The following is a 23,100-nucleotide window of genomic DNA, read 5'->3' on the forward strand; positions in this document are numbered from 1 at the left end:
CACTCTCCTTATTCACGATAAATGCCTACGCTCGGCGCATCGCCGGCATAGCCCCAGGCGCGGTACATCCCTTCGCTGTTAAACGGCAATGCGACATTGCCTTCACGATCGATAGCAATCAGCCCGCCGCTGCCGCCGAGCGCCGGGAGTTTATCCATCACCACCGCTTCGCAGGCCTCGTGCAGGCTTAATCCGCCGTAGTCCATCAGCGCCGCAATATCGTACGCCGCCAGCGTGGGGATAAAGACTTCGCCGGTGCCGGTACAGGAGACCGCTACACTGGCGTTATTGGCATAACACCCGGCGCCCGGCAGCGGGCTGTCGCCGACGCGCCCCGGCAATTTATTGGTCATACCACCCGTAGAGGTCGCGGCCGCCAGGTTCCCCTGTTTATCGAGCGCCACCGCACCAACCGTACCGAATTTTTTACTCTCATCGAGCGGCGCAGAGCCATGATCGAGCACCGTTTGCCCGTTTTCCCGCGCCTGCAACAGTTGCTGGAAACGCTCCGGCGTAGAGAAGATCGTCGGCGAAACCTCGGCCATACCGTGCGAAAAGGCGAAATTCTCCGCCCCTTCGCCAATCATTAATACGTGCGGGCTTTGCTCCATCACCAGCCGCGCCGCCAGCACCGGGTTGCGCAGGCGGCTGACGCCTGCGACGGCCCCGGCGTGCAGAGTGTTGCCATCCATCACGCAGGCATCAAGTTCGTGGGTTTCATCGCGGGTGAACACCGCGCCGATCCCGGCGTTAAACAGCGGGCACTCTTCCAGCAGGCGCACCGCTTCGGTGACCACGTCCAGCGCGCTTTCGCCCGCCTCCAGCATTCGCTGGCCGGTTTCGACAATCGAAGAGAGTGCCTCGACATATCGCAGCTCCTGTTGCTGGCTCATCTGCGCACGGGCGATCGCTCCCGCCCCGCCATGTATTGCGATTACCGCTTTCACCATTTGTGCTGCCCGGGTTCACTTCGTTTCCGACGATTTCTGAATATAGAAATTCGTTACAACGATGTAAAGCGATGTGATTACAACGAGGTAGCCGCAAGCCGTGTTGGCGACTCGCCTTTTCTGCCATAATGTGCCCCTTAACGCATTGTGCAGGACAGTAAATATGGAATCATCAAATGGCCTGATCTCACTGGAGACGGCCCTGTCACAGATGTTGTCACGCATTTCGCCGCTGACGGAAAGCGAAACCTTACCGCTCATCGCCTGCTTTGGCCGCGTGGTGGCAGAAGATATTATCTCCCCGCTAAATGTCCCCGGTTTTGATAACTCGGCGATGGACGGTTATGCCGTGCGGATCGCCGATGTGAGTAGCGGCAGCGCTTTACCGGTGGCGGGCAAAGCCTTTGCCGGACAGCCTTTCGCAGGCGAGTGGCCAGCAGGCACCTGCGTGCGCATTATGACCGGCGCGCCGATTCCTGCCGGTTGCGATGCCGTCGTGATGCAGGAACAAACCGAGCAAAAAGACGCCGGTATCCGCTTTACCTCTGAGGTACGCCAAAATCAGAACATCCGCAGGGCCGGTGAAGATATCACCAAAGATGCCGTGGTGTTTCGCGCCGGAACCAAACTGACTGCCGCCGAGTTGCCAGTGCTGGCATCGCTGGGCATTGCGGATGTCTCCGTGCTGCGCAAAGTCCGCGTGGCGCTGTTCTCTACCGGTGACGAGCTGCAACTGCCGGGGCAACCGCTGGCCGACGGGCAGATTTATGACACCAACCGCCTGGCTATTCATCTGATGCTGGCGCAACTGGGTTACGAGGTGATTAACCTCGGCATTATTCCGGACGATCCGGAAAAACTGCGTGCGACCTTTATTGCCGCAGACCAGCAGGCCGATGTGGTCATTAGCTCCGGCGGCGTGTCGGTAGGCGAAGCCGATTACACCAAAACCATCCTCGACGAACTGGGCGAAATCGCCTTCTGGAAGCTGGCGATCAAGCCCGGCAAACCCTTCGCCTTCGGCAAGCTGAGCCATAGCTGGTTCTGCGGTCTGCCCGGCAATCCGGTTTCCGCTGTTCTCACTTTCTACCAACTGGTGCAGCCGCTGCTGGCGAAACTGAGCGGCGATACGGCTACTTTCGAGCCGCTGCGTTTTCGCGCCCGCGCCGTGGAACGGTTGAAAAAGACACCCGGTCGTCTCGATTTCCAGCGCGGCATAGTAAGCCGCGGCGAAGATGGTTCGCTGGAAGTGCGCAGTACCGGACATCAGGGTTCGCACATTTTCAGCTCCTTCAGCCAGGGCAACTGTTTCGTGGTGCTGGAGCGCGAGCGCGGCAATGTCGAAGCGGGCGAATGGGTGGACGTTGAGATGTTTACCCCGCTCTTTGGAGGCTAAAGATGGTCGAACTCAGCGACGCGGAGATGATGCGCTACAACCGGCAGATCATTCTGCGCGGTTTTGATTTTGACGGTCAGGAGCGGTTAAAAGCTGCCCGCGTGCTGGTGGTCGGCCTGGGCGGTCTGGGTTGCGCTGCCGCGCAGTATCTGGCGGCGGCGGGCGCCGGGCAGATGACGCTGCTCGATTTCGATAGCGTGGCGCTCTCCAATCTGCAACGCCAGACGCTGCACGGCGATGCGGATATTGGCGTGGCGAAAGTGGATTCCGCCCGCGAATCGCTGCTGCGCATTAATCCGCATGTGCAGTACACCGCCATCAATGCGCTGCTGGATGAAGCGTCGCTGTTCGCGCAGATTGCCGCCCATGACCTGGTGCTGGACTGCACCGATAATGTCGCCATTCGCAATCAACTCAACGCGGGCTGTTTTCAGCATAAAGTGCCGCTGGTTTCCGGCGCGGCCATTCGTATGGAGGGGCAGATCAGCGTCTTTACCTGGCAAGAAAATACCCCCTGCTACCGCTGTCTGAGCCGCCTGTTTGGCGAAAACGCGCTGACCTGCGTGGAAGCCGGTGTGATGGCGCCATTAGTGGGCGTGATTGGTTCGTTGCAGGCGATGGAAGCGATAAAAGTGCTGGCGCACTATGGCACGCCAGCGGCGGGGAAAATCGTGATGTATGATGCGATGACCTGCCAGTTCCGCGAAATGAAACTGCAACGCAACCCCACCTGTGAAGTATGCGGCGGCTGATGTCATTGCCGGATGGCGCGATGCCAGCCGGCTTATTACTCAGAGCGTGACGCGCCCAAAGGCCGCCAGCCAGTCCTGTTCAAACTTCCCGACTGCCGCACTTACCGCCGGAGCAGCAATCATCTGCTGCGCCACATCCAGCGGCAGCGTAATGGATGCACAGCCCGCCAGCAGGCAATCCAGCGCCTGGCGCGGTGTTTTAAAGCTCGCCGCCAGCACTTTCGACTGCGGCGCATGCAGCGTGAGCAGGCGCTGTAACTCTGTCACGGTCTGAATTCCGTCGCCGCCCTGCGCATCTACGCGGTTAACATACGGCGCGATATACTCCGCGCCCGCCAGCGCCGCCAGCAATCCCTGCGCCGCGCCGTAAACGGCAGTGCCGAGCGTCGGAATACCTTCCGTTTTTAAGCGCTTAATCGCCGCCAGACCTTCTGCCGTTACCGGTACTTTCACCACCAGATCGGCCACCATTTCCCGCAGCTTACGCGCTTCGGCCACCATACCGTCGGCATCATTCGCCAGCACCTGGGCAAACAACCGCCCGCGGCCGTCCAGCGCCTCATGCAAGGCGGGCAACAGTTTCTCAATTGGTATAGCGCCGCTGGCGACAATGCTGGGGTTTGTGGTTACACCCGCCAGCGGGAAGATACGCGCCAGTTTCTTCACTGCCGCGACATCAGAGGTATCAAGATAGAGTTCCATCGTTTTCACCTGAAGTGTGAGTTTCCGCATGCTTTAACGCTATCACGCAACAACCCGCCAAAGAGTTGACCTTCATCAAAATAACTTTCATTCGAAAGTAATTTACTATTCATATGAAATAACGGAGGCAGGTTATGATTTTCAATATTCAGCGCTATTCCACCCATGATGGCCCCGGTATTCGTACGGTGGTCTTTCTGAAGGGCTGTTCGCTGAGCTGCCGCTGGTGCCAGAACCCGGAAAGCCGCTCCCGCACGCGCGACCTGCTGTTTGATGAGCGTCTGTGCCTTGCAGGCTGCGATTTGTGTCAGCAGGCCGCACCGCAGGTGATTGAGCGTGCGCTGAACGGTTTGCTGATCCACCGGGAAAAGCTAAACGATACGCAGCTTAACGCCCTGACCGATTGCTGCCCGACCCAGGCGCTGAGCGTCTGCGGCGAAACGCAAAGCGTTGATGAAATCATGGCCGCCGTGCTGCGCGATAAACCCTTTTACCTGCGCAGCGGCGGCGGGATCACCCTTTCCGGCGGCGAACCGTTTATGAACCCGCAACTGGCGCAGGCGCTGCTGCAAAGCAGCCACCAGCAGGGTATTCATACGGCAGTGGAAACCTGCCTGCATGTGCCGTGGCACTATATCGAACCTTCCCTGCCTTACGTTGATCTGTTTCTGGCGGATTTGAAGCACGTCGATGAGGCTCTATTTCGTCAGTGGACCGGCGGTTCGGCCAGACGCGTGCTCGACAACCTGAAACGGCTGGCGCAGGCGGGGAAAAAGATGACCATCCGCGTGCCGCTGATCCCCGGTTTTAACGCTGACGAAGCGTCAATCAAAGCCATTACCACCTTTGCCGCCGACGAACTGAACGTCAGCGACATCCATTTTTTGCCTTATCACACGCTGGGCATGAACAAGTACCACCTGCTTGGCGAACCCTACACCGCCCCTGAAAAGCCGCTCGACGCCCCGCAATTGCTGGCGTTTGCCGAAGATTTTGCCAGCCAGAAAGGGCTGACGGCGACATTACGAGGATAACACCATGACCACACTGCAACTGAACACGCTGACTGACCGCATCAAAGCGCATAAAACGGCGCTGATCCATATTGTTAAACCGCCGGTCTGCACCGAACGCGCCCGCCATTACACTCAGATTTATCAGCAGAATATGGATAAACCGCTGCCGGTACGTCGCGCGCTGGCGCTGGCGCACCATCTGGCGCAGCGCACGATCTGGATCAAGCATGACGAGTTGATTATCGGCAACCAGGCCAGCGAAGTTCGCGCCGCGCCGATCTTCCCGGAATACACCGTTTCGTGGATTGAAAAAGAGATCGACGAACTGGCGGATCGCCCCGGTGCCGGTTTTGCCGTCAGCGAAGAGAATAAGCGCATACTGCATGAGATCTGCCCGTGGTGGCGCGGCCAGACGGTGCAGGATCGTTGCTATGGTATGTTTACCGACGAACAAAAAGCGCTGCTCGACACCGGCATTATTAAAGCCGAAGGCAATATGACCTCCGGCGATGCGCACCTCGCCGTCAACTTCCCGCTGCTGCTGGAGAAAGGGCTGGATGGTCTGCGGCATAAAGTGGACGAACGCCGTACGCGCATCAACCTGACGGTGCTTGACGATCTGCACGGCGACCAGTTCCTGAAAGCGATCGATATCGTGCTTGAGGCCGTGAGCCTGCATATTGAGCGTTTTGCCGATCTGGCGCGGAAAATGGCGGGTGAAGAAACGCGCCAAAGCCGCCGCGACGAACTGCTGGCGATAGCGGAAAACTGCCTGATTATTGCCCATGAACCGCCGAAAACCTTCTGGCAGGCGTTGCAGCTTTGCTATTTTATCCAGTTGATTTTGCAAATTGAATCCAACGGCCACTCGGTCTCGTTCGGCCGCATGGATCAGTATCTCTATCCCTATTACCGCCGCGATGTTGAACTGCAACAATCACTGCAACGGGAAGATGCCATCGAGCTGTTGCACAGTTGCTGGTTGAAGCTGCTGGAAGTGAACAAGATCCGTTCCGGCTCGCACTCGAAAGCGTCGGCGGGTAGCCCGCTGTACCAGAACGTCACCATCGGCGGGCAGCAGTGGATTAACGGCGCAGCGCAGGATGCGGTAAATCCGCTGTCGTATGCGATCCTCGAATCCTGTGGTCGTCTGCGCTCCACGCAGCCGAACCTGAGCGTGCGTTACCACGCCGGGATGAGCAGCGACTTCCTCGACGCCTGCGTGCAGGTGATCCGCTGCGGCTTCGGCATGCCGGCGTTCAATAACGACGAAATTGTGATCCCGGAATTTATCAAACTGGGCGTCGAAACGGCCGATGCCTACGACTATGCCGCGATTGGCTGTATCGAAACCGCGGTCGGCGGCAAATGGGGCTACCGCTGCACCGGCATGAGTTTTATCAATTTTGCCCGCGTGATGCTGGCCGCGCTGGAAGGCGGTCGCGACGCCACCAGCGGTAAGATCTTCCTGCCGCAGAGCAAAGCGCTTTCCACCGGTAACTTTGCGGCATTTGATGAAGTGATGCAGGCGTGGGATCGGCAGATCCGCTATTACACGCGTAAATCCATCGAGATCGAGTATGTCGTCGATACCATGCTGGAAGAGAACGTGCCGGATATTCTCTGCTCAGCGCTGGTTGACGACTGCATCGAACGGGCGAAAAGCATCAAACAGGGCGGTGCGAAGTATGACTGGGTTTCCGGTTTGCAGGTCGGGATCGCCAACCTCGGCAACAGCCTGGCTGCGGTGAAAAAACTGGTCTTTGATCAGGGCGTAATCGGGCAGCAGCAACTGGCAGATGCGCTGGCGGCGAATTTTGACGGCCTGACGCACGAACAACTGCGCCAGCGTCTGGTGAACAGCGCGCCGAAATACGGTAACGACGATGACAGCGTGGATAACCTGCTGGTGCGCGCCTATCAGACCTATATCGACGAACTGAAGCAGTACCATAATCCACGCTACGGCCGCGGCCCGATTGGCGGCAATTACTACGCCGGAACGTCGTCGATTTCCGCCAACGTGCCGTTTGGTGCCGCCACCATGGCAACGCCGGATGGCCGCAAGGCGCACACCCCGCTGGCGGAAGGTGCAAGTCCCGCTTCCGGTACCGATCATCTCGGCCCGACGGCGGTCATCAGTTCGGTGGGTAAACTGCCGGTCGAAGCGATCCTCGGCGGCGTGTTGTTGAACCAGAAGCTGAACCCGGCAACGCTGGAAAACGAGAGCGATAAGCAGAAACTGATGGTGCTGCTGCGCACGTTCTTTGAAGTGCATAAGGGCTGGCATATTCAGTACAACATTGTTTCGCGCGAGACGCTGCTGGAAGCGAAAAAACATCCGGATCAGTACCGCGATTTGGTGGTGCGCGTGGCAGGTTATTCGGCGTTCTTCACCGCCCTGTCGCCGGATACGCAGGACGACATTATCGCCCGTACCGAACACACTTTGTAAGGTGATTGCCGGACAGCGCTGCGTTTGTCCGGCAATATACATAACGCCGCTATCTGTACCCCCTTCCCCTTTAACCTATGGATTTCGAATGGCAGGAAGGCGGCAAGGCGGTAAGTCCCCGGGAGCTTACACAAGTAAGTGACCGGGGCGCACCGCCGCAGCCAACGCACCTGCGGTTCGAAAGACGACGGTTAAACTTTCATATGAAATAAAATTTGTGCATCAGCTCACATTGTCTCTAGAATATTGCTCGTTACAAAAATATTCAGGAGCGCAGTATATGACCGTCAAAGTTATCGTCACTGACATGGACGGAACTTTCCTTGATGACGCCAAGCAGTACGATCGCACGCGGTTTATGGCGCAATTCCAGCAACTTCAGCAGCGCGGTATTGAGTTTGTGGTCGCCAGCGGCAACCAGTATTACCAGCTGATCTCCTTCTTCCCGGAACTGAAAGAGACGATTTGTTTCGTCGCCGAAAACGGCGCGCTGGTGTATGAACATGGCCAGCAACTGTTCCACGGTGAGCTGACCCGTCACGAAGCGCAGGTCGTCATTGGCGAACTGTTAAAAGACAGCAGCCTGAACTTTGTCGCCTGCGGGCTGGAAAGCGCCTACGTAAGCGAGAACGCCCCGGCCGAATTTGTCGATCTGATGTCAAAGCACTACTACCGTTTAAAACCGGTGCGCGATTTCCAGAAGATTGACGACACGCTGTTTAAGTTCTCGCTGAACTTACCGGACAGCGAGATTCCGCAGCTCATCGATGAACTGCATGTCTCACTTGATGGCATTATGAAGCCGGTCACCAGCGGTTTTGGCTTCGTTGATTTGATTATCCCCGGTCTGCATAAAGCCAACGGCATTACCCGCCTGCTGAAACGCTGGGGCGTGTCGCCGCAGCAGTGCGTCACCATTGGCGACAGCGGTAATGACGCTGAAATGCTACGCATGACGGAGTTCTCCTTTGCCATGGGCAACGCCGGGGATGCCATTAAAGCCATTGCCCGCCATCAGACCGATGACAACAATCATCAGGGCGCGCTGAACGTGATTCAGGCCGTGCTCGATAATACCGCACCGTTCGACCGCTAATCTCCCGCCGGAGCGCCCGCTCCGGCTTTTTCCTCCCCTGCTCTTCTCTCTTTTCTCCCTTTGTGCTGCCCATCAAATTTTTAAACTTGCATTAACTTATTTTTAACTTAGATTATCACTTGTAAGTTTAATTTCTTTCGAATGAAAGTTGAGAGGTTCACATGACGTTTACCAGCGAGACCTTGCCTGCCGATCACAAAGCGTCGATTCGTCAGATGAAACAGACACTGCGCGCGCAGATCGGCGACGTGCAAAGCGTCTTTAACCGCCTGAGCGAGCAGATTGCCGCCCGTGTCGCAGAGATCAAAGCGCTGCAAGCGCGCGGCGAATCGGTCTGGCCACAAATCCCTTACGCCGATATTGCGCAGGGCCGTGTTAGCGACGCGCAGCGGGCGCTGATTAAACAGCGCGGTTGCGCGGTGATCAAAGGCCACTTTCCGCGCGATCGGGCGCTGGGCTGGGATCGCGCAATGCTGGATTATCTCGACGCCAACCATTTTGACGATGTGTATAAAGGCCCGGGCGACAGCTTCTTTGGCACGCTGGAAGCGTCGCGCCCGGAAATCTACCCGATTTACTGGTCGCAGGCGCAAATGCAGGCGCGGCAAAGCAATGAAATGGCGGCAGTGCAATCTTTCCTCAATCGCCTGTGGCGTTTCGAAAGCGAAGGCCGCCAGTGGTTCGACCCGGATGTCAGCGTGATCTACCCGGATCGCATCCGCCGTCGCCCGCCGGGTACCACCTCAAAAGGGCTCGGCGCGCATACCGATTCCGGCGCGCTGGAGCGCTGGTTGCTGCCCGCTTACCAGCGCGTATTCGCCAGCGTGTTTAACGGCAAACTGGAAGAGTACGATCCGTGGGATGCCGCGCATCGCACCGAGGTGGAAGAGTACACGGTGGATAACACCACCAAATGCTCAGTATTCCGTACCTTCCAGGGCTGGACGGCGCTGTCGGACATGATCCCCGGCCAGGGATTGCTGCACGTGGTGCCGATCCCGGAAGCGATGGCGTATATCCTGCTGCGTCCGCTGCTTGACGATGTGCCGGAGGATGAGCTGTGCGGCGTCGCGCCGGGCCGCGTTCTGCCGGTTTCAGAGAAGTGGCACCCGCTACTGATTGAGGCGCTGAGCAGCATACCAGCGCTGGACGCGGGCGATTCCGTGTGGTGGCACTGCGATGTTATCCACTCGGTCGCGCCGGTGGAAAACCAGCAGGGCTGGGGGAACGTGATGTATATTCCCGCCGCGCCGCTGTGCGAGAAGAACCTCGCTTATGCCCGCAAGGTGAAAGTGGCGCTGGAGCAAGGCGCATCGCCGGGGGATTTCCCGCGCGAGAACTACGAAAGCGACTGGACAGGCCGCTTTACGCTTGATGATCTGAATGCGCACGGTAAACGCGCGCTGGGTATCGACGTTTAAGCGTCGTATAGCCCCTGCCATTCAACGGCGGTGCGTTGCTGTCCCGAACGTATCCGCCGTACCGATTCCCGCACCACCAGCGTGCCGTTCAACAGCAGCGAACCGACCGCCGCCTGCGGACGAATCAACCGCTGCTGTAACAGATGCACCGCTTCAACGCCCAGCTCATCGCGCGGAACATGCACCGCCGTCAGCGGGACATCCTGAATCGCCGCCAGGTTAAAGGCATCGATACTCATCACCGAGATATCCTGCGGCACACGCAAACCGCGCTGCTGCAACGCGCGCACCGTGCCTTCCGCCATAAAATCCCCACTGACGAGAAATGCCGTGGGCGGCACATTATGCGCCGGGTCGTCCAGCCACTCGCCCACCCGCTGCTGCGCTTCGCGGGCGCTGAAACTGGGAACCGTGATCAAATTGCGCTTGCTGTTAAAGCGCAAATTGTCATGCAGCCAGGCATCTTTGATCCCCGCCAGCCGCAGATCCATGGTGTAACGGCGCAGGCACATAACAGTCACCACGTCGCGGTGGCCCATATCAAACAGATAGCGTGCGGCAAATTCGCCAATGGTGCGGTGATCCGGCGCGATCGACGGTAGACGCATCCGCCTGTCGCGGCAGTTGATCAACACGCAGGGTTTACCGCTCTCTGCTGCCAGATCGTGAATGTGCGGATCGTCAATGCCGAGCAGGATTGCGGCCTGCGTTTCCGCAGCCTGCATCCTGCCAAGAAACGTGCCGGCGTCGCTGTCCAGCTCCTCCAGCGCACAGTAGCGCAGCCGTACTTCGTGAGAATCGAGCGCTTTGTTGATGCTCTGTATCACGCGGTAATAAAAGATGTCGGACCGCTCATCAAAAGCGCGCTGCGGCGCAAAGACCACCAGGTTATTCAGCAACAGACGCCCGGCAGCAATGCCCTCCATCACGCCCAGCTCACGGGCGCAGGCGAGCACCGCGCTTCGTGCCTGCTCGCTGGTGTTTGCTTTACCGGCCAGCACGCGTGAAACGGTACTGGTAGACAGGTTTGTACGGCGGGCAATTTCACTGATTTTTAGCTTTTTATCCATTCTGTGATCTCGCTCCATTTGCTGAATGGGAAAATTTTCATGAGCCATAAACCCTGTTATTCATGGCATGAATAAGAGTTTGCCGCATATCTGCCGTCACTGATGAGAATCCTTGCACAAAATCCGCTTTAGCGGCGCATTTTTCTCACCTAACGTAAACCTGTCGTACAACTTCCATACTAGTTGTATGCATTTTGATGGCAAAAAACGAAAAAAATCTTCTGGCGAACCACTTCGGTATAACAAATCTGAAAGACTCGCCCCGACTTCCCTACAAAACGATGTGCGGAGAAAAGAATGAGCCAGGGAATCAACAACGAAATGGCGGCCAGCAAGAGCCGCCGGATAGTGAAAAAATTACGCTGGTGGATGCTGGTGCTGTTTTTATTCGGTGTGACGGTGAACTACATCACCCGTAACTCGCTGGGCATTCTGGCGCCGGAACTGAAAAGCAGCCTCGGTATCACCACCGAACAGTACTCGTGGATTGTCGGCGCCTTTCAGCTCGCTTACACCATTTTTCAGCCGCTGTGCGGCTGGCTGATTGATGTTATCGGCCTGAAAGTCGGCTTTATGGTGTGCGCCATTATCTGGGCGCTGGCCTGTATCTTCCACGCGGGTGCTGCCAACTGGGTGCATCTGGCGATCCTGCGCTTCACCATGGGCGCATCGGAAGCTGCTGCCACGCCAGCCAACGCCAAAACCATCGGCGAATGGTTCCCGAAAGCGGAACGCCCGGTTGCTGCGGGCTGGGCGGGCGTCGGCTTCTCGATTGGTGCGATGCTGGCGCCGCCGATCATCTACTTCGCCCATGCCTCGTTTGGCTGGCAGGGCGCGTTTATGTTTACCGGCGTGCTGGCGCTGGTGTGGGTCATTTTGTGGTGGGCGTTTTACCATAATCCGGATAAACACCCGAACCTGAGCAAGGACGAACTGACCTTTATTCAGCAGGATCACGAACCGCCAGCGGTGAAACTCCCCTTCTTTACTGCGCTGAAAACCGTATCGAAAAACAAGCGCTTTTACGGTATCGCCATTCCCGCTTTTATGGCGGAACCGGCATGGGCGGTGCTGAGTTTCTGGGTGCCGCTCTATCTGGCGAAAGAGCACGGCATGGATCTGAAGCAGATTGCGATGTTCGCCTGGCTGCCGTTCCTCGCCGCTGACCTCGGCAGCGTGGCGAGCGGTTATCTGACCAAACTCTATACCCGCTGGTTTGGCTGCACCCGTGTGAACTCGGTGGTGGCCAGTTCCGTGACCGGCGCATTCCTGATGATTTCGCTGGCCGTGGTCGCCATCACGCGCGATCCCTACATCACCATTGTGTTGATCTCGATTGGCGGTTTTGGCCACCAGATCATCTCCTGCATGTTGAGCGCACTGGTGGTCGAGTCCTTCGATAAAGGGCAAATGGCGACGGTGAACGGCATGCGCGGCTCGGCGGCGTGGATCGCCAGCTTCCTCTTTTCACTGCTGATCGGCGTGACCGCCGACAAGATTGGTTTCAATCCGCTGTTTATTGCCATGGGTTTCTTTGACCTGATTGGCGCTCTGTTCCTGGTGGCATTTATTGCTGAACGTCGCGCTAAACGCGCCTGATTGTGGATCGTTGAAATGAAAACGCTGAAAAACTGGACGTTACAAAAACAGGCGGCTCACCACGTTGAGCTGCTGGTGGACGGGCAACACACCTTGTGCCTGTATGTGCTGGAAGAGCATCTGTTCCGCGTGCTGCTAAAACGCAAAGGCGAGCTGGCGCTGGACAGAACCTGGAGTATTGCGCCGCGTGAAGATGTGCCGTGGGAAGGCCGTTCGCGCGAAGATGTGTCGGGCTTCACCTTGCCCGCCTGGACGCTGACTCAGCAGGCCGACACGCTGGTGCTGGAAAGCGCGCAGCTACGCGTGACGGTCCACCAGCCGCTGTGGCTGGAGTGGCACTACCGCAATGCGGCGGGCGAGTGGCAGTGGCTGGCAGGCGATCGTCCTACCAGCGCCTATCTGGTGAACGCGCACGGCGACGGCGTGGCGCACTATCTCAGCCGTAAAAAAGAGGAGCGCTTTTACGGTCTTGGTGAAAAAGCGGGCAACCTGCAACGTAACGGCCAGCGCTATGAAATGCGCAACCTTGATGCAATGGGATATAACGCCGCCAGCACCGATCCGCTGTACAAACACATTCCCTTTACCCTGACGCGCCGGGACGATATCAGCTACGGCTTGTTTTATGACAACCTCAGCAGTTGCTGGCTGGATCTGGGCAATGAAATCGATAACTACCACACCGCTTATCGCCGCTGGCAGGCCGAAGCCGGTGATATCGATTACTACATTTTTACCGGCGCACGCGCACTGGATGTGACCAAAGCGTTTGTCCGCCTGACGGGGAAAACGCTGTTCGGGCCGAAATGGAGCCTCGGTTACAGCGGCTCGACCATGCATTACACCGATGCGCCGGATGCGCAAAATCAGCTGATGAACTTTATTCGCCTGTGCGAAGAACATGCGATTCCGTGCGATTCGTTCCAGCTCTCCTCCGGCTATACCTCAATTAACGGTAAGCGCTACGTCTTTAACTGGAACTACGACAAAGTGCCGCAGCCGAAAGTGATGAGCCAGGCGTTTCACGATGCCGGGCTGAAGCTGGCGGCGAATATCAAACCCTGCCTGTTGCAGGATCACCCGCGCTATAACGAAGTGGCGGAGAAAGGCCTGTTTATTCGCGATTCGGAAAACGACGCGCCGGAGCGTTCCAGCTTCTGGGACGATGAAGGGTCTCATCTCGATTTTACCAATCCGCAGACCGTTGCCTGGTGGCAGGACGGTGTGACCACGCAACTGCTGGAGATGGGGATTGATTCCACCTGGAACGATAATAATGAATTCGAAGTGTGGGACGGCGAAGCGCGCTGCCAGGGTTTTGGCCGCGAAATCGCCATCAAACATATTCGCCCGGTGATGCCGCTGCTGATGATGCGCGCCTCGATGGAAGCGCAGCAGCGTTTTGCGCCGCAGAAACGCCCGTATCTGATCTCCCGTTCCGGCTGCGCCGGGATGCAGCGCTATGTGCAGACCTGGAGCGGAGATAACCGCACCAACTGGGATACGCTGCGTTACAACACGCGGATGGGCGTCGGCATGAGCCTTTCCGGGTTGTATAACGTCGGTCACGATGTTGGCGGTTTCTCCGGCGATAAACCGGATGCGGAACTGTTCGTTCGTTGGGTACAGAACGGCGTGATGCATCCGCGCTTTACCATCCACTCCTGGAACGACGATCGTACGGTCAACGAACCGTGGATGTACCCGGCAATTACACCAGCGATCCGCAGCGCCATTGAATTGCGCTACCGCCTGTTGCCCTATCTCTACACGCTGCTGTGGCAGGCGCACGTCGACGATGAACCGATGTTGCGCCCAACGTTCCTCGATCACGAACATGACCAACAGACGTTCGAGGAGTGCGACGACTTCCTGCTCGGCCGCGATATTCTTGTCGCCAGCGTGGTTGAACCCGGCCAGCGCGAACGCCGCGTGTGGTTACCGGCCAATGACAACGGCTGGTATGACTTTTACAGCGGCGTCTGGTATGCGCCGGGCCAGTGGGTAACGCTGGATGCACCGCTGGAAACCCTGCCGTTACTGGTTCGTGCCGGTGCCGGATTGCCGATGAGCGAGCGCATTAGCCATGTGGATGCCAAAGCGGATGATACCCGCGAGCTGAGACTCTTCCCGGTAAAAGGTACGGGGCGTTCCGGCGGTCTGTTGTTTGAAGATGATGGCGAATCCTGGGGATATAAAGACGGCAATGCGCTGTGGCTGGAATGGGAAATGGTTTGCAGCGGCAGCAGCGTGGATTTACAGGTGCGCACCCGCGGTGATTACCGCCCGGCCTGGCAGGCGCTGAAAGTGACGCTGCCTGCGGGAGATAAACGCCAGTTATTGATCAATGGCGTGGCGGCAACGGAGTGGATGTTTGCATAACGCCGATGCCGGATGGCGCTGGCGCTTACCCGGCATCAGCGCCCTTTCAGCAATGAGACAGTTTTTGCTAACACCAGTCTTGCAGCGATGGGGTTAAGTTCCCCGCTCGAAATCGGCGAACCGAAGCGCAGATGACAAGGTCTGGACGCCATGGATGGCGGCCAGAGGCGAGTCGAGCAGGACAAAATTGCCGGGAGCAATTTTGAACAGCGCTTACGCTGGCCCCGAAGGGGCGAGTCCCATGGATGGGACGAGTAATCACGAGTCGACCCGACCGCAGGCAAATGTGCGGGAGGTGAGCGCAGTGCGAAGCACCGATTTCCCGCGGGGCCGCGGGGGATTGAAAAGGGGAAGCGCGGTGGCTTCCCCTTTTCCCGTTCACGTGATACCGAGTTGATGTGACCACCGTTCATCTGGTGAACGGAACAATTCCACCTACGTCAAACCAACGGTTTTGCCGGAAGGCGGCAAACCTGAGTATCCCTGGGAGCTTACATAAGTAAGTAACCGGGGTACGAAGGTGCAGCCAACGCACCTGCGGCGTGAAAGACGACGGAATACGCCGCAATTTACCTAAGTATTTCGCGTTGCAGGAAGGCGGCAAACCTGAGTATCCCCGGAAGCTTACATGAGTAAGTGACCGGGGTACGAAGGTGCAGCCAACGCACCTGCGGCGTGAAAGACGACGGTAAATTTATTCGATGCCCTGACTGCGCAAATAATCTTCATAGTTCCCGGTGAAATCCACCACGCGCTGCGGCGTAATCTCAATCACGCGGGTTGCCAGCGAACTTACGAATTCACGGTCGTGAGAAACAAAGATCAGCGTGCCCTGGTACATCTCCAGCGCCATGTTCAGCGACTCGATGGATTCCATATCAAGGTGGTTGGTTGGTTCATCCATCACCAGGATATTCGGTTTTTCCATCATCAGCTTACCGAACAGCATACGGCCCTTCTCACCACCGGAAAGCACCTTCGCTGGTTTCTTGATATCGTCCTGGCTGAACAGCAAACGACCGAGAATACTGCGCACCGCCTGCTCGTCATCGCCTTCCTGTTTCCACTGGCTCATCCAGTCGAACACAGTCAGATCGTTATCAAAGTCTGCGGCATGATCCTGCGCGTAATAACCGATGCTGGCATTTTCCGACCATTTCACCGTTCCGTTATCCGGCTGCAGATCGCCGACCAGCGTTTTCAGCAGAGTGGATTTACCCACGCCGTTAGTACCGAGCACCGCCACTTTCTCGCCCACTTCCAGCAGCAGGTTGAAGTTTTTAAACAGCGGGCCGTTATCAAAACCTTTGGTTAGTTGCTCCACTTCCAGCGCATTACGGAACAGTTTCTTGTCCTGCTCGAAGCGAATAAACGGGTTCTGACGGCTGGAGGCTTTCACCTCATCCAGCTTGATCTTATCAATCTGACGGGCGCGGGAAGTTGCCTGGCGAGATTTCGAGGCGTTGGCGCTAAAGCGGCTGACAAAGGATTGCAGCTCGGCGATTTGTGCTTTCTTCTTGGCGTTATCCGCCAGCAGGCGTTCGCGCGCCTGCGTTGCCGCCGTCATGTACTCATCATAATTACCCGGGTAAACGCGCAGCTCGCCGTAGTCGAGATCCGCCATGTGGGTACACACCATGTTGAGGAAGTGACGGTCGTGCGAAATGATGATCATGGTGCTGTCACGCTCGTTCAGCACCTGCTCCAGCCAGCGAATGGTATCGATGTCCAGGTTGTTGGTCGGTTCATCGAGCAGCAGAATGTCCGGGTTAGCGAACAGCGCCTGCGCCAGCAGCACACGCAGCTTCCAGCCGGGTGCCACTTCGCTCATCGGGCCGTAGTGTTGTTCTACAGGAATGCCAACGCCGAGCAGCAGTTCGCCCGCACGCGCTTCGGCGGAGTAGCCGTCCATTTCGCCGTACTGTACTTCAAGATCGGCCACTTTATAGCCATCTTCTTCGCTCATCTCAGCCAGGCCGTAGATGCGATCGCGTTCCTGTTTCACTTCCCACAGTTCGGCGTGACCCATGATCACCGTGTCGAGCACGCTGAACTCTTCAAAGGCAAACTGATCCTGGCGCAGCTTACCGATACGCTCGTTTGGATCGAGAGAGACGTTACCCAGCGTCGGTTCTAAATCACCGCCGAGGATCTTCATAAAGGTGGATTTTCCGCTCCCGTTAGCGCCGATCAGGCCATAACGGTTGCCGCCGCCGAATTTGACGGAAATATTTTCGAACAGCGGCTTGCTGCCGAACTGCATGGTGACGTTGCTGGTGACTAACACAGAGGTATCCTGAAATATGTGACAAACACCCTATTATGCCACAATTCCGAATTAGATTCCTGCCCGCTGTCAGATGGCTAAACTGCAAGCAAAAGGAAAAAAGTGTGATTTCGTACACATCTGAATTCCCTGAGCGCAGGAATGCACATATAATGCGCTTCCTGCATTCCTAACCCAACGGCCTGTGTGGCAAAAATCTCGCACAAAATGAACATGAAAATAAAAACCCTTTTCGCGGCGGCTTTGGCTGTCGTGGGATTTTGCAATAATGCGTCTGCTGTTACTTATCCGCTGCCGACAGACGGTAGCCGATTGATTGGTCAGAACCAGGTTGTCACTATCCCGGAAGGCAACACTCAGCCTCTGGAATATTACGCCGCTGAATATCAGATGGGCCTGTCCAACATGCTGGAAGCCAACCCGGGCATTGATGCCTACCTGCCGAAAGGCGGTACGGTAATGAATGTTCCGCAGCAACTGATCCTGCCGGATACCGTTCACGAAGGCATTGTCATCAACAGCGCAGAAATGCGTCTCTACTACTACCCGAAAGGCACCAATACGGTAATCGTGCTGCCTATCGGTATCGGCCAGCTCGGGAAAGATACCCCGATCGCCTGGACCACCAAAGTTGAGCGTAAGAAAGCCGGCCCGACATGGACGCCGACCGCGAAAATGCACGCGGAATACATTGCAGCAGGTCAACCGCTGCCGGCAGTGGTTCCGGCTGGCCCGGACAACCCGATGGGCCTGTATGCGCTCTATATCGGCCGTCTGTATGCGATCCACGGCACCAACGCCAACTTCGGTATCGGCCTGCGCGTAAGCCACGGCTGTGTGCGTCTGCGTAACGATGACATCAAATTCCTGTTCGAAAACGTGCCGGTCGGCACCCGCGTACAGTTCATTGATGAGCCAGTAAAAGCGACCACCGAGCCGGATGGCAGCCGCTATATCGAAGTTCACAACCCGCTGTCCACCACGGAAGCGCAGTTCAACGGCGGCGAAATTGTGCCGATCGCGCTGAGCAAAGCGGTACAGGCCGTCACCAGTCAGTCTGATGTGGATTCAAACGTTGTCGATCAGGCAGTGCAGAACCGTTCCGGTATGCCGGTACGTCTGAACTAATCTGCGGTTTAATGCCCGGTGGCGCTACGCTTACCGGGCCGACAAAACCCACAGGCCGGATAAGGCGTCAGCCTCCATCCGGCCAAAAAATCACCCGTTATTGACCACAATTATCCCGCCGTGATCGTAGCGATAATGGCAATGGGCGTACTCCAGCGGCGTGCCGTCTTCCAGATAGATAACCTGTTCCACTTCCAGCACCGGATCGGTCTCTTCACAGTTCAAATACTGTTTGTCCTCCGCCCAGGGTTTCAGCGCGCGCACAATGCGATACGACCCCATGATCTTCAGCGCCAGCTCTTCCTGCACATAGCGAAAGACGGAACTTTCCAGATGCCCGCGATTCAGCCCCGGCACCAGATTGACCGGCATCAGCGTGAACTCCAGCGACATCGGTTCGCCTTCCAGCATGCGCAAACGGATAAAGTCGTATACCGGATCGTCCGGCCCCACCAGCAGCGATGCCTGCTCTTTCTCACTGGGAAAACGCAGTTCGAAGCGGATGATTTTACTCGTCACTTCGCCAACGCTCTCCCAGGTTTTGGTGGCGCCAAAATAGTCGCTGCCGGGCAGATCCCAGCGCGACAACTGAAGAAAGTTTTTGCGGATGAACGTGCCCTGCCCCTGGCGGGTATAGACCAGCCCCTCCACAATCAGCTGGCGCATCGCCTGCTGAATCGTCATCCGGCTGGTATTAAACTCTGCCGCCAGCGCAAATTGATCCGGTAACGGTGCGCTGGCAGCGTAGTGCTGGCTGAGAATGCGCCGCTTAATCTCGCGCGCAATCATGATGTATTTTGCCGCCATAGCCCTTCTCTGTAATTATTGTATCCCATTGTTTTTCAAGGCCACTCGCTCGGCAATTTTGAGGAAAGGCAGGTAAAAGAATACACCAAAGACAATGATGATCAACTGCACCACCACCGCCCGCCAGTCACCCGCCGTTGCCAGCCAGGCGCTGAGAATCGGCGGTGTCGTCCATGGGATCATCACCACACAGCGCGACATCCAGCCCAGCGTTGTACAGAGCCAGGCAAACCAGATGCCAATCGCGGGCAACAGCACAAACGGGATCATCAGCGGCAGGTTGAATACGATCGGCAAGCCGAAAATCACCGGCTCGTTAATATTAAACAGCCCCGGCGAAATGGCGAGGCGCGCCACCTGCTTCGCCGATTGCTGTTTCGCAAAGAGAAAGATGGCGATCAGCAGGGAAATAGTACTGCCGGTGCCGCCAATCATGCCAAAGGTCGGAACGAAGATATTGTTGATGATATGCGGGATCGGCTGCCCGTTGGCAAAAGCCAGCATATTTTCGTTGGTGTTGATCAGCAAAAGCGGCTCCAGGATCACGCCGTTGACCACCGTCTGGTGGATGCCCAGCGTAAACAGGAAGTTGCCGAAGCTATAAATAAACAGTGTGCCCGGCAGGCTGGTGTTGATCTGCCGCAGCGGTTGCTGGATAAGCGTGGTGATCAGGTGGATCAAATCGGTGTGGAGAAGATTCGCCAGCAGCGCGGCAACGATGGCAAACAGCGACAGGGTAATAATGGCCGGGATCAGCGAGGAAAAAGATTGCCCTACCGCTGCAGGCACATTCTCGCCCAGCGAAATTGAAAACCGTTTCACGCCAGCGACACGGATAAACAGCTCGGTGGAGAGCAGCCCGATAATCACCCCGGCAAAAATCCCGGTCGAGCCGATGTTAGTGAAAGCCAGCATCTGCGTCACGCTGACCGTGGCTTTCGCGCCCACCGGCACCACCTCAAGTTGCATCGGCATCATGATAATAAAGCTGGACAGCGCAATGACCACCGCCGACACCGGGTTGCCAAAGTTCTTATTGCGCGCCAGTGACCAGGCCGTCATCGGCGCGATCAGTAGCGCGGCAATATTCAGCGTTCCGTTGATCACCGCTTCGCCCCATACTTTAAAACGCGCCAGCGTCTCCCCTTCCAGCACCCAGGGGAAAATGACGTTGTTGATCAGCACCGCCAATCCGGCAAGGATAAAAATCGGCATCACTGCCGCAAAGGCGTCGCGCAGGGAACGCAGGTGCACCTGGTTTGCCAGGCGGGCAGAAAAATCGACGAACTTATCGACGAATGACTGCATATTCGGCGTGATTTTAGTTTCAGACATAGCGCTGTCCTCTCAATCAATGTGTTACATGTCGCGCCCGTTACTGCGGATCACCTGTTGCAGCCAGCGATAACTCTTCTTCGGTACGCGTTTCATATCTTTCAGATCGTGATTTTCCCGGTTCACATACACCACGCCGTAGCGCTTACGCATATCGCCCTGTGAACTGAGAATGTCGATTAAGCCCCAGCCGAGATAGCCAATCACCTGTGCACCATCAATGAAAATGGCATCCTGCATCGCCTGGATATGGTCGCGGTGGTAGGCAATACGGTAGTCGTCATCGATGGGATTTACGCCGTCCCACTCTTCAATCACACCAATGCCGTTTTCAATCGGGAACATCGGCAAGCGCCAGTCGTTGTAGTAACGGGTGATAATGGCGCGAAAACCAAGGGGATCGATTTGCCAGCCCCATTCGGTGGCTTCAAGGTACGGGTTGGCTTTATCGCCCTGTTGCAGGTAGTAGTTGACCGGGGTTTCTGGCGAGATGGCGTCGCTATCAAGGGTTTTACTGGCGTAATAGCTGAACGCCATAAAGTCGTTTTTCACGCGGGCGATTTGCGCCAGATCCTCATCGCGATAGATATCGCGGAAACCTTCGCGATCGACGACCGCCAGCACTTCCGGGCTGTAGCCCTGCCCGGCAAACACCCTCAGCAAATTCTGGTTGAGAAACTCGTCATACTGGGTCGCGCAAAAAACATCGCGCGGCTTGCAGGTTGCCGGATAAATCAGTTGATGCGCCAGCATGCCGCCCATCAGGCGTCCGGGTTGTGTCTCATGCAGATAGTGGGTGAGCAGCACATGCGACATCATCACGTGATGCTGGATCTGATACAGCTCGCGCAGGGTTTTCTCGCCGTTGATATAGCCGCCCACCTGGAACGCGCCCGGCATGTGGTAGATGTTCTGCTCATTGAAGGTCAGCCAGAACTTCACCCGGCTGCCGAAGCAATCGATCATTTTTTTGCCGTAGCGCACAAAGGCGTCCTGCACATGTCGATCGGCAAAACCGTTGTACTGCTGCGCCAGTGCCAGCGGCATATCAAAGTGGTAGAGACACACCATCGGTTCGATGCCGCGCGCCAGCAGATCGTCAATAAAGCGGTCGTAAAACGCGATACCCTCTTCGTTGAACTCGCCGTCGCCCTGCGGGCAAACGCGGCTCCAGGCAATCTGGAAACGGTAACAGTTCATGCCCAGATCCTGCATCAGATCGAAATCTTCGCGGTAGCGGTGGTAAGAATCGGTGGCGACTTTCCAGTCTGAGGCAAATTCGCTGGCTTCACGGATGTCATATACCGACATCCCTTTCCCGCCCTCATTCCATGCCCCTTCAGTCTGCATGCTGGAAACGGAATTCCCCCACAGGAAGCCAGTCGGTAACGTTTTGCTCATCGCGCTTTCTCCATGACTAGTCATTTAATGAATATGACTAGTCATATAGATAACGGCGAAAAAATGGGCAAAGAAAGATGTGCAGATTTGTGATGGTTTTCGAAAGATTTACCGAATAACAGCATAAGTAGGCCGAATAAGACGTAGCCGCCATCCGGCGTTTTTTGGCCAGTGGTGCCACGATTGCCGGATGACGCTAATGCTTATCCGGCCTACGGGGTGTGGTGAACGGATTTAAATTACTGCTGTTTTAACTGATTACGACGATACTCGCCCTGGCGCTCCAGCATCCAGCCAGGATACTCGCGGGGCAGCGCGCTTACGGCGTCAAGCTGTTGCAGCTCATCTGCACTTAAACGAATCGCGGTGGCGGCAAGGTTGTCATCCAGTTGTTCCTGCCGTTTAGCGCCAATGATCACGCTACTGACTACCGGCTGATGCAGCAGCCAGGCCAGCGCGATTTGCGCTACCGAAACGCCTTTACTGTCGGCAATGGTGCGCATCACATCCACGCAGTCAAAGGCGCGATCTTTGTTCACCGGCGGGAAATCAAACTCCAGCCGACGACCGCCCGCTTCCCCATTGCCATCGCGATCGTATTTACCGCTCAGCAAGCCTCCGGCCAGTGGGCTCCAGACCATCAACCCGACGCCTTCGCTCTGCATCATCGGCACCAGCTCGCGTTCCAGATCGCGACCGGCAATGGTGTAGTAGGCCTGCAACGAGGCAAAACGCGCCAGCCCAAGCCGTTCGGAAATCCCCAGCGCCTTGGTAATCTGCCACGCCGCCCAGTTAGAGACGCCGATATAGCGTACATGCCCGTGCTGCACCAGATTATCCAGCGCGTAGAGTGTCTCTTCGATCGGCGTAGCCGGATCAAAACCGTGCAGTTGGTAGAGATCGATATGATCGAGCTGCAAGCGACGCAGGCTCTCTTTCACACTGTTGATAATGTGATAGCGCGAACTACCGCGCGAGTTCACCCCGGCGGTGCCGGTTTCACCAAACACTTTGGTGGCGACAACCACGTTTTCACGCGGGACTTTCAGATTCTTCAGCGCCTGGCCGGTGATCTCTTCCGAGCGCCCTTCAGAATAAACATTGGCGGTGTCGATAAAGTTAATGCCCGCATCAAGTGCGCGGCCAATCAACTGCTCCGCCTGCGCCTGCTGTAGCTGGCCGATTTTGCCCCACATTCCGCCTTCGCCGCCGAAGGTCATGGTGCCGAGGCATAACTCAGAAACAAACAGTCCGGTATTACCCAATTTTTGATAGCGCATGATGGCGTCTCCTCATCGGTTTA

17 protein-coding genes are annotated in these 23,100 nt (G+C 56.7%); 9 read left to right on the forward strand and 8 right to left on the reverse strand.

Annotated features, from left to right (window positions below; genetic code table 11):
• Positions 1-8: 8 nt before the first annotated feature.
• Positions 9-950 (reverse strand): beta-aspartyl-peptidase, encoded by a 942-nt coding sequence (gene iaaA, locus CWM66_RS04605; protein ID WP_107146283.1) that lies wholly within the window; start codon positions 948-950, stop codon positions 9-11.
• A gap of 163 nt (positions 951-1,113) precedes the next feature.
• Here iaaA and moeA point away from each other — a divergent pair, with 163 nt between their 5' ends.
• A complete protein-coding gene (gene moeA / locus CWM66_RS04610) occupies positions 1,114-2,346 on the forward strand; it encodes a molybdopterin molybdotransferase MoeA (protein WP_090397203.1) in 1,233 nt (410 codons plus the stop codon).
• A 2-nt stretch (positions 2,347-2,348) separates the two neighbouring features.
• Complete coding sequence (gene moeB, locus CWM66_RS04615) at positions 2,349-3,098, forward strand: molybdopterin-synthase adenylyltransferase MoeB (RefSeq protein ID WP_007374025.1); 750 nt, start codon at positions 2,349-2,351, stop codon at positions 3,096-3,098.
• A 39-nt stretch (positions 3,099-3,137) separates the two neighbouring features.
• On the opposite strand, the gene fsa is transcribed toward moeB, so the two are convergent.
• Positions 3,138-3,800, reverse strand: coding sequence for a fructose-6-phosphate aldolase (fsa, locus tag CWM66_RS04620; protein WP_007374024.1), 663 nt, complete (start codon positions 3,798-3,800; stop codon positions 3,138-3,140).
• 134 nt (positions 3,801-3,934) lie between these two features.
• Between fsa and CWM66_RS04625 the strand changes: the two genes are divergently transcribed.
• From CWM66_RS04625 to CWM66_RS04640, 4 genes are all read left to right on the forward strand, one after another.
• A complete protein-coding gene (locus tag CWM66_RS04625) occupies positions 3,935-4,834 on the forward strand; it encodes a glycyl-radical enzyme activating protein (RefSeq protein WP_007374023.1) in 900 nt (299 codons plus the stop codon).
• 4 nt (positions 4,835-4,838) lie between these two features.
• Entirely contained in the window at positions 4,839-7,271 is a 2,433-nt protein-coding gene (locus CWM66_RS04630) for a formate C-acetyltransferase/glycerol dehydratase family glycyl radical enzyme (RefSeq protein WP_107146284.1), read from the forward strand.
• Between the two features lie 280 nt (positions 7,272-7,551).
• A complete protein-coding gene (locus CWM66_RS04635; RefSeq protein ID WP_035885909.1) occupies positions 7,552-8,367 on the forward strand; it encodes a Cof-type HAD-IIB family hydrolase in 816 nt (271 codons plus the stop codon).
• Between the two features lie 161 nt (positions 8,368-8,528).
• Positions 8,529-9,788: a DUF1479 domain-containing protein gene (locus tag CWM66_RS04640; RefSeq protein ID WP_007374020.1), complete on the forward strand. Its 1,260-nt coding sequence runs from the start codon at positions 8,529-8,531 to the stop codon at positions 9,786-9,788.
• Here the strand turns inward: CWM66_RS04640 and CWM66_RS04645 are convergent.
• Positions 9,785-10,858, reverse strand: coding sequence for a LacI family DNA-binding transcriptional regulator (locus CWM66_RS04645; RefSeq protein WP_007374019.1), 1,074 nt, complete (start codon positions 10,856-10,858; stop codon positions 9,785-9,787). The genes CWM66_RS04640 and CWM66_RS04645 overlap by 4 nt on opposite strands.
• Before the next feature lie 297 nt (positions 10,859-11,155).
• Here CWM66_RS04645 and CWM66_RS04650 point away from each other — a divergent pair, with 297 nt between their 5' ends.
• A complete protein-coding gene (locus CWM66_RS04650; protein ID WP_007374018.1) occupies positions 11,156-12,457 on the forward strand; it encodes an MFS transporter in 1,302 nt (433 codons plus the stop codon).
• Positions 12,458-12,472: 15 nt separating this feature from the next.
• Positions 12,473-14,839, forward strand: coding sequence for a TIM-barrel domain-containing protein (locus CWM66_RS04655; protein ID WP_007374017.1), 2,367 nt, complete (start codon positions 12,473-12,475; stop codon positions 14,837-14,839).
• A 694-nt stretch (positions 14,840-15,533) separates the two neighbouring features.
• Here CWM66_RS04655 and CWM66_RS04660 read toward each other — a convergent pair.
• A complete protein-coding gene (locus CWM66_RS04660; RefSeq protein WP_007374015.1) occupies positions 15,534-17,126 on the reverse strand; it encodes an ABC-F family ATPase in 1,593 nt (530 codons plus the stop codon).
• A gap of 207 nt (positions 17,127-17,333) precedes the next feature.
• Here CWM66_RS04660 and ldtB point away from each other — a divergent pair, with 207 nt between their 5' ends.
• Positions 17,334-18,254, forward strand: a complete 921-nt coding sequence (gene ldtB, locus CWM66_RS04665; protein ID WP_007374014.1) for a L,D-transpeptidase — start codon at positions 17,334-17,336, stop codon at positions 18,252-18,254.
• Positions 18,255-18,344: 90 nt separating this feature from the next.
• Here ldtB and CWM66_RS04670 read toward each other — a convergent pair whose 3' ends face one another.
• The 4 genes from CWM66_RS04670 to CWM66_RS04685 all read right to left on the reverse strand — a co-directional run bounded on the left by CWM66_RS04670 (position 18,345) and on the right by CWM66_RS04685 (position 23,077).
• The gene (locus tag CWM66_RS04670; protein WP_007374013.1) at positions 18,345-19,061 is read right to left on the reverse strand and encodes a GntR family transcriptional regulator; all 717 of its coding nucleotides are present in this window, start codon (positions 19,059-19,061) and stop codon (positions 18,345-18,347) included.
• Between the two features lie 15 nt (positions 19,062-19,076).
• The gene (locus tag CWM66_RS04675; protein WP_107146285.1) at positions 19,077-20,396 is read right to left on the reverse strand and encodes a PTS sugar transporter subunit IIC; all 1,320 of its coding nucleotides are present in this window, start codon (positions 20,394-20,396) and stop codon (positions 19,077-19,079) included.
• Positions 20,397-20,420: 24 nt separating this feature from the next.
• Positions 20,421-21,797, reverse strand: a complete 1,377-nt coding sequence (locus CWM66_RS04680; protein WP_107146286.1) for a glycoside hydrolase family 1 protein — start codon at positions 21,795-21,797, stop codon at positions 20,421-20,423.
• Positions 21,798-22,036: 239 nt separating this feature from the next.
• Entirely contained in the window at positions 22,037-23,077 is a 1,041-nt protein-coding gene (locus CWM66_RS04685; RefSeq protein WP_064567677.1) for an aldo/keto reductase, read from the reverse strand.
• Positions 23,078-23,100 lie beyond the last annotated feature (23 nt).

Origin of the sequence: Kosakonia sp. H7A (assembly GCF_003028445.1) — a bacterium.
In the GTDB taxonomy this organism is placed as follows: domain Bacteria; phylum Pseudomonadota; class Gammaproteobacteria; order Enterobacterales; family Enterobacteriaceae; genus Kosakonia; species Kosakonia radicincitans.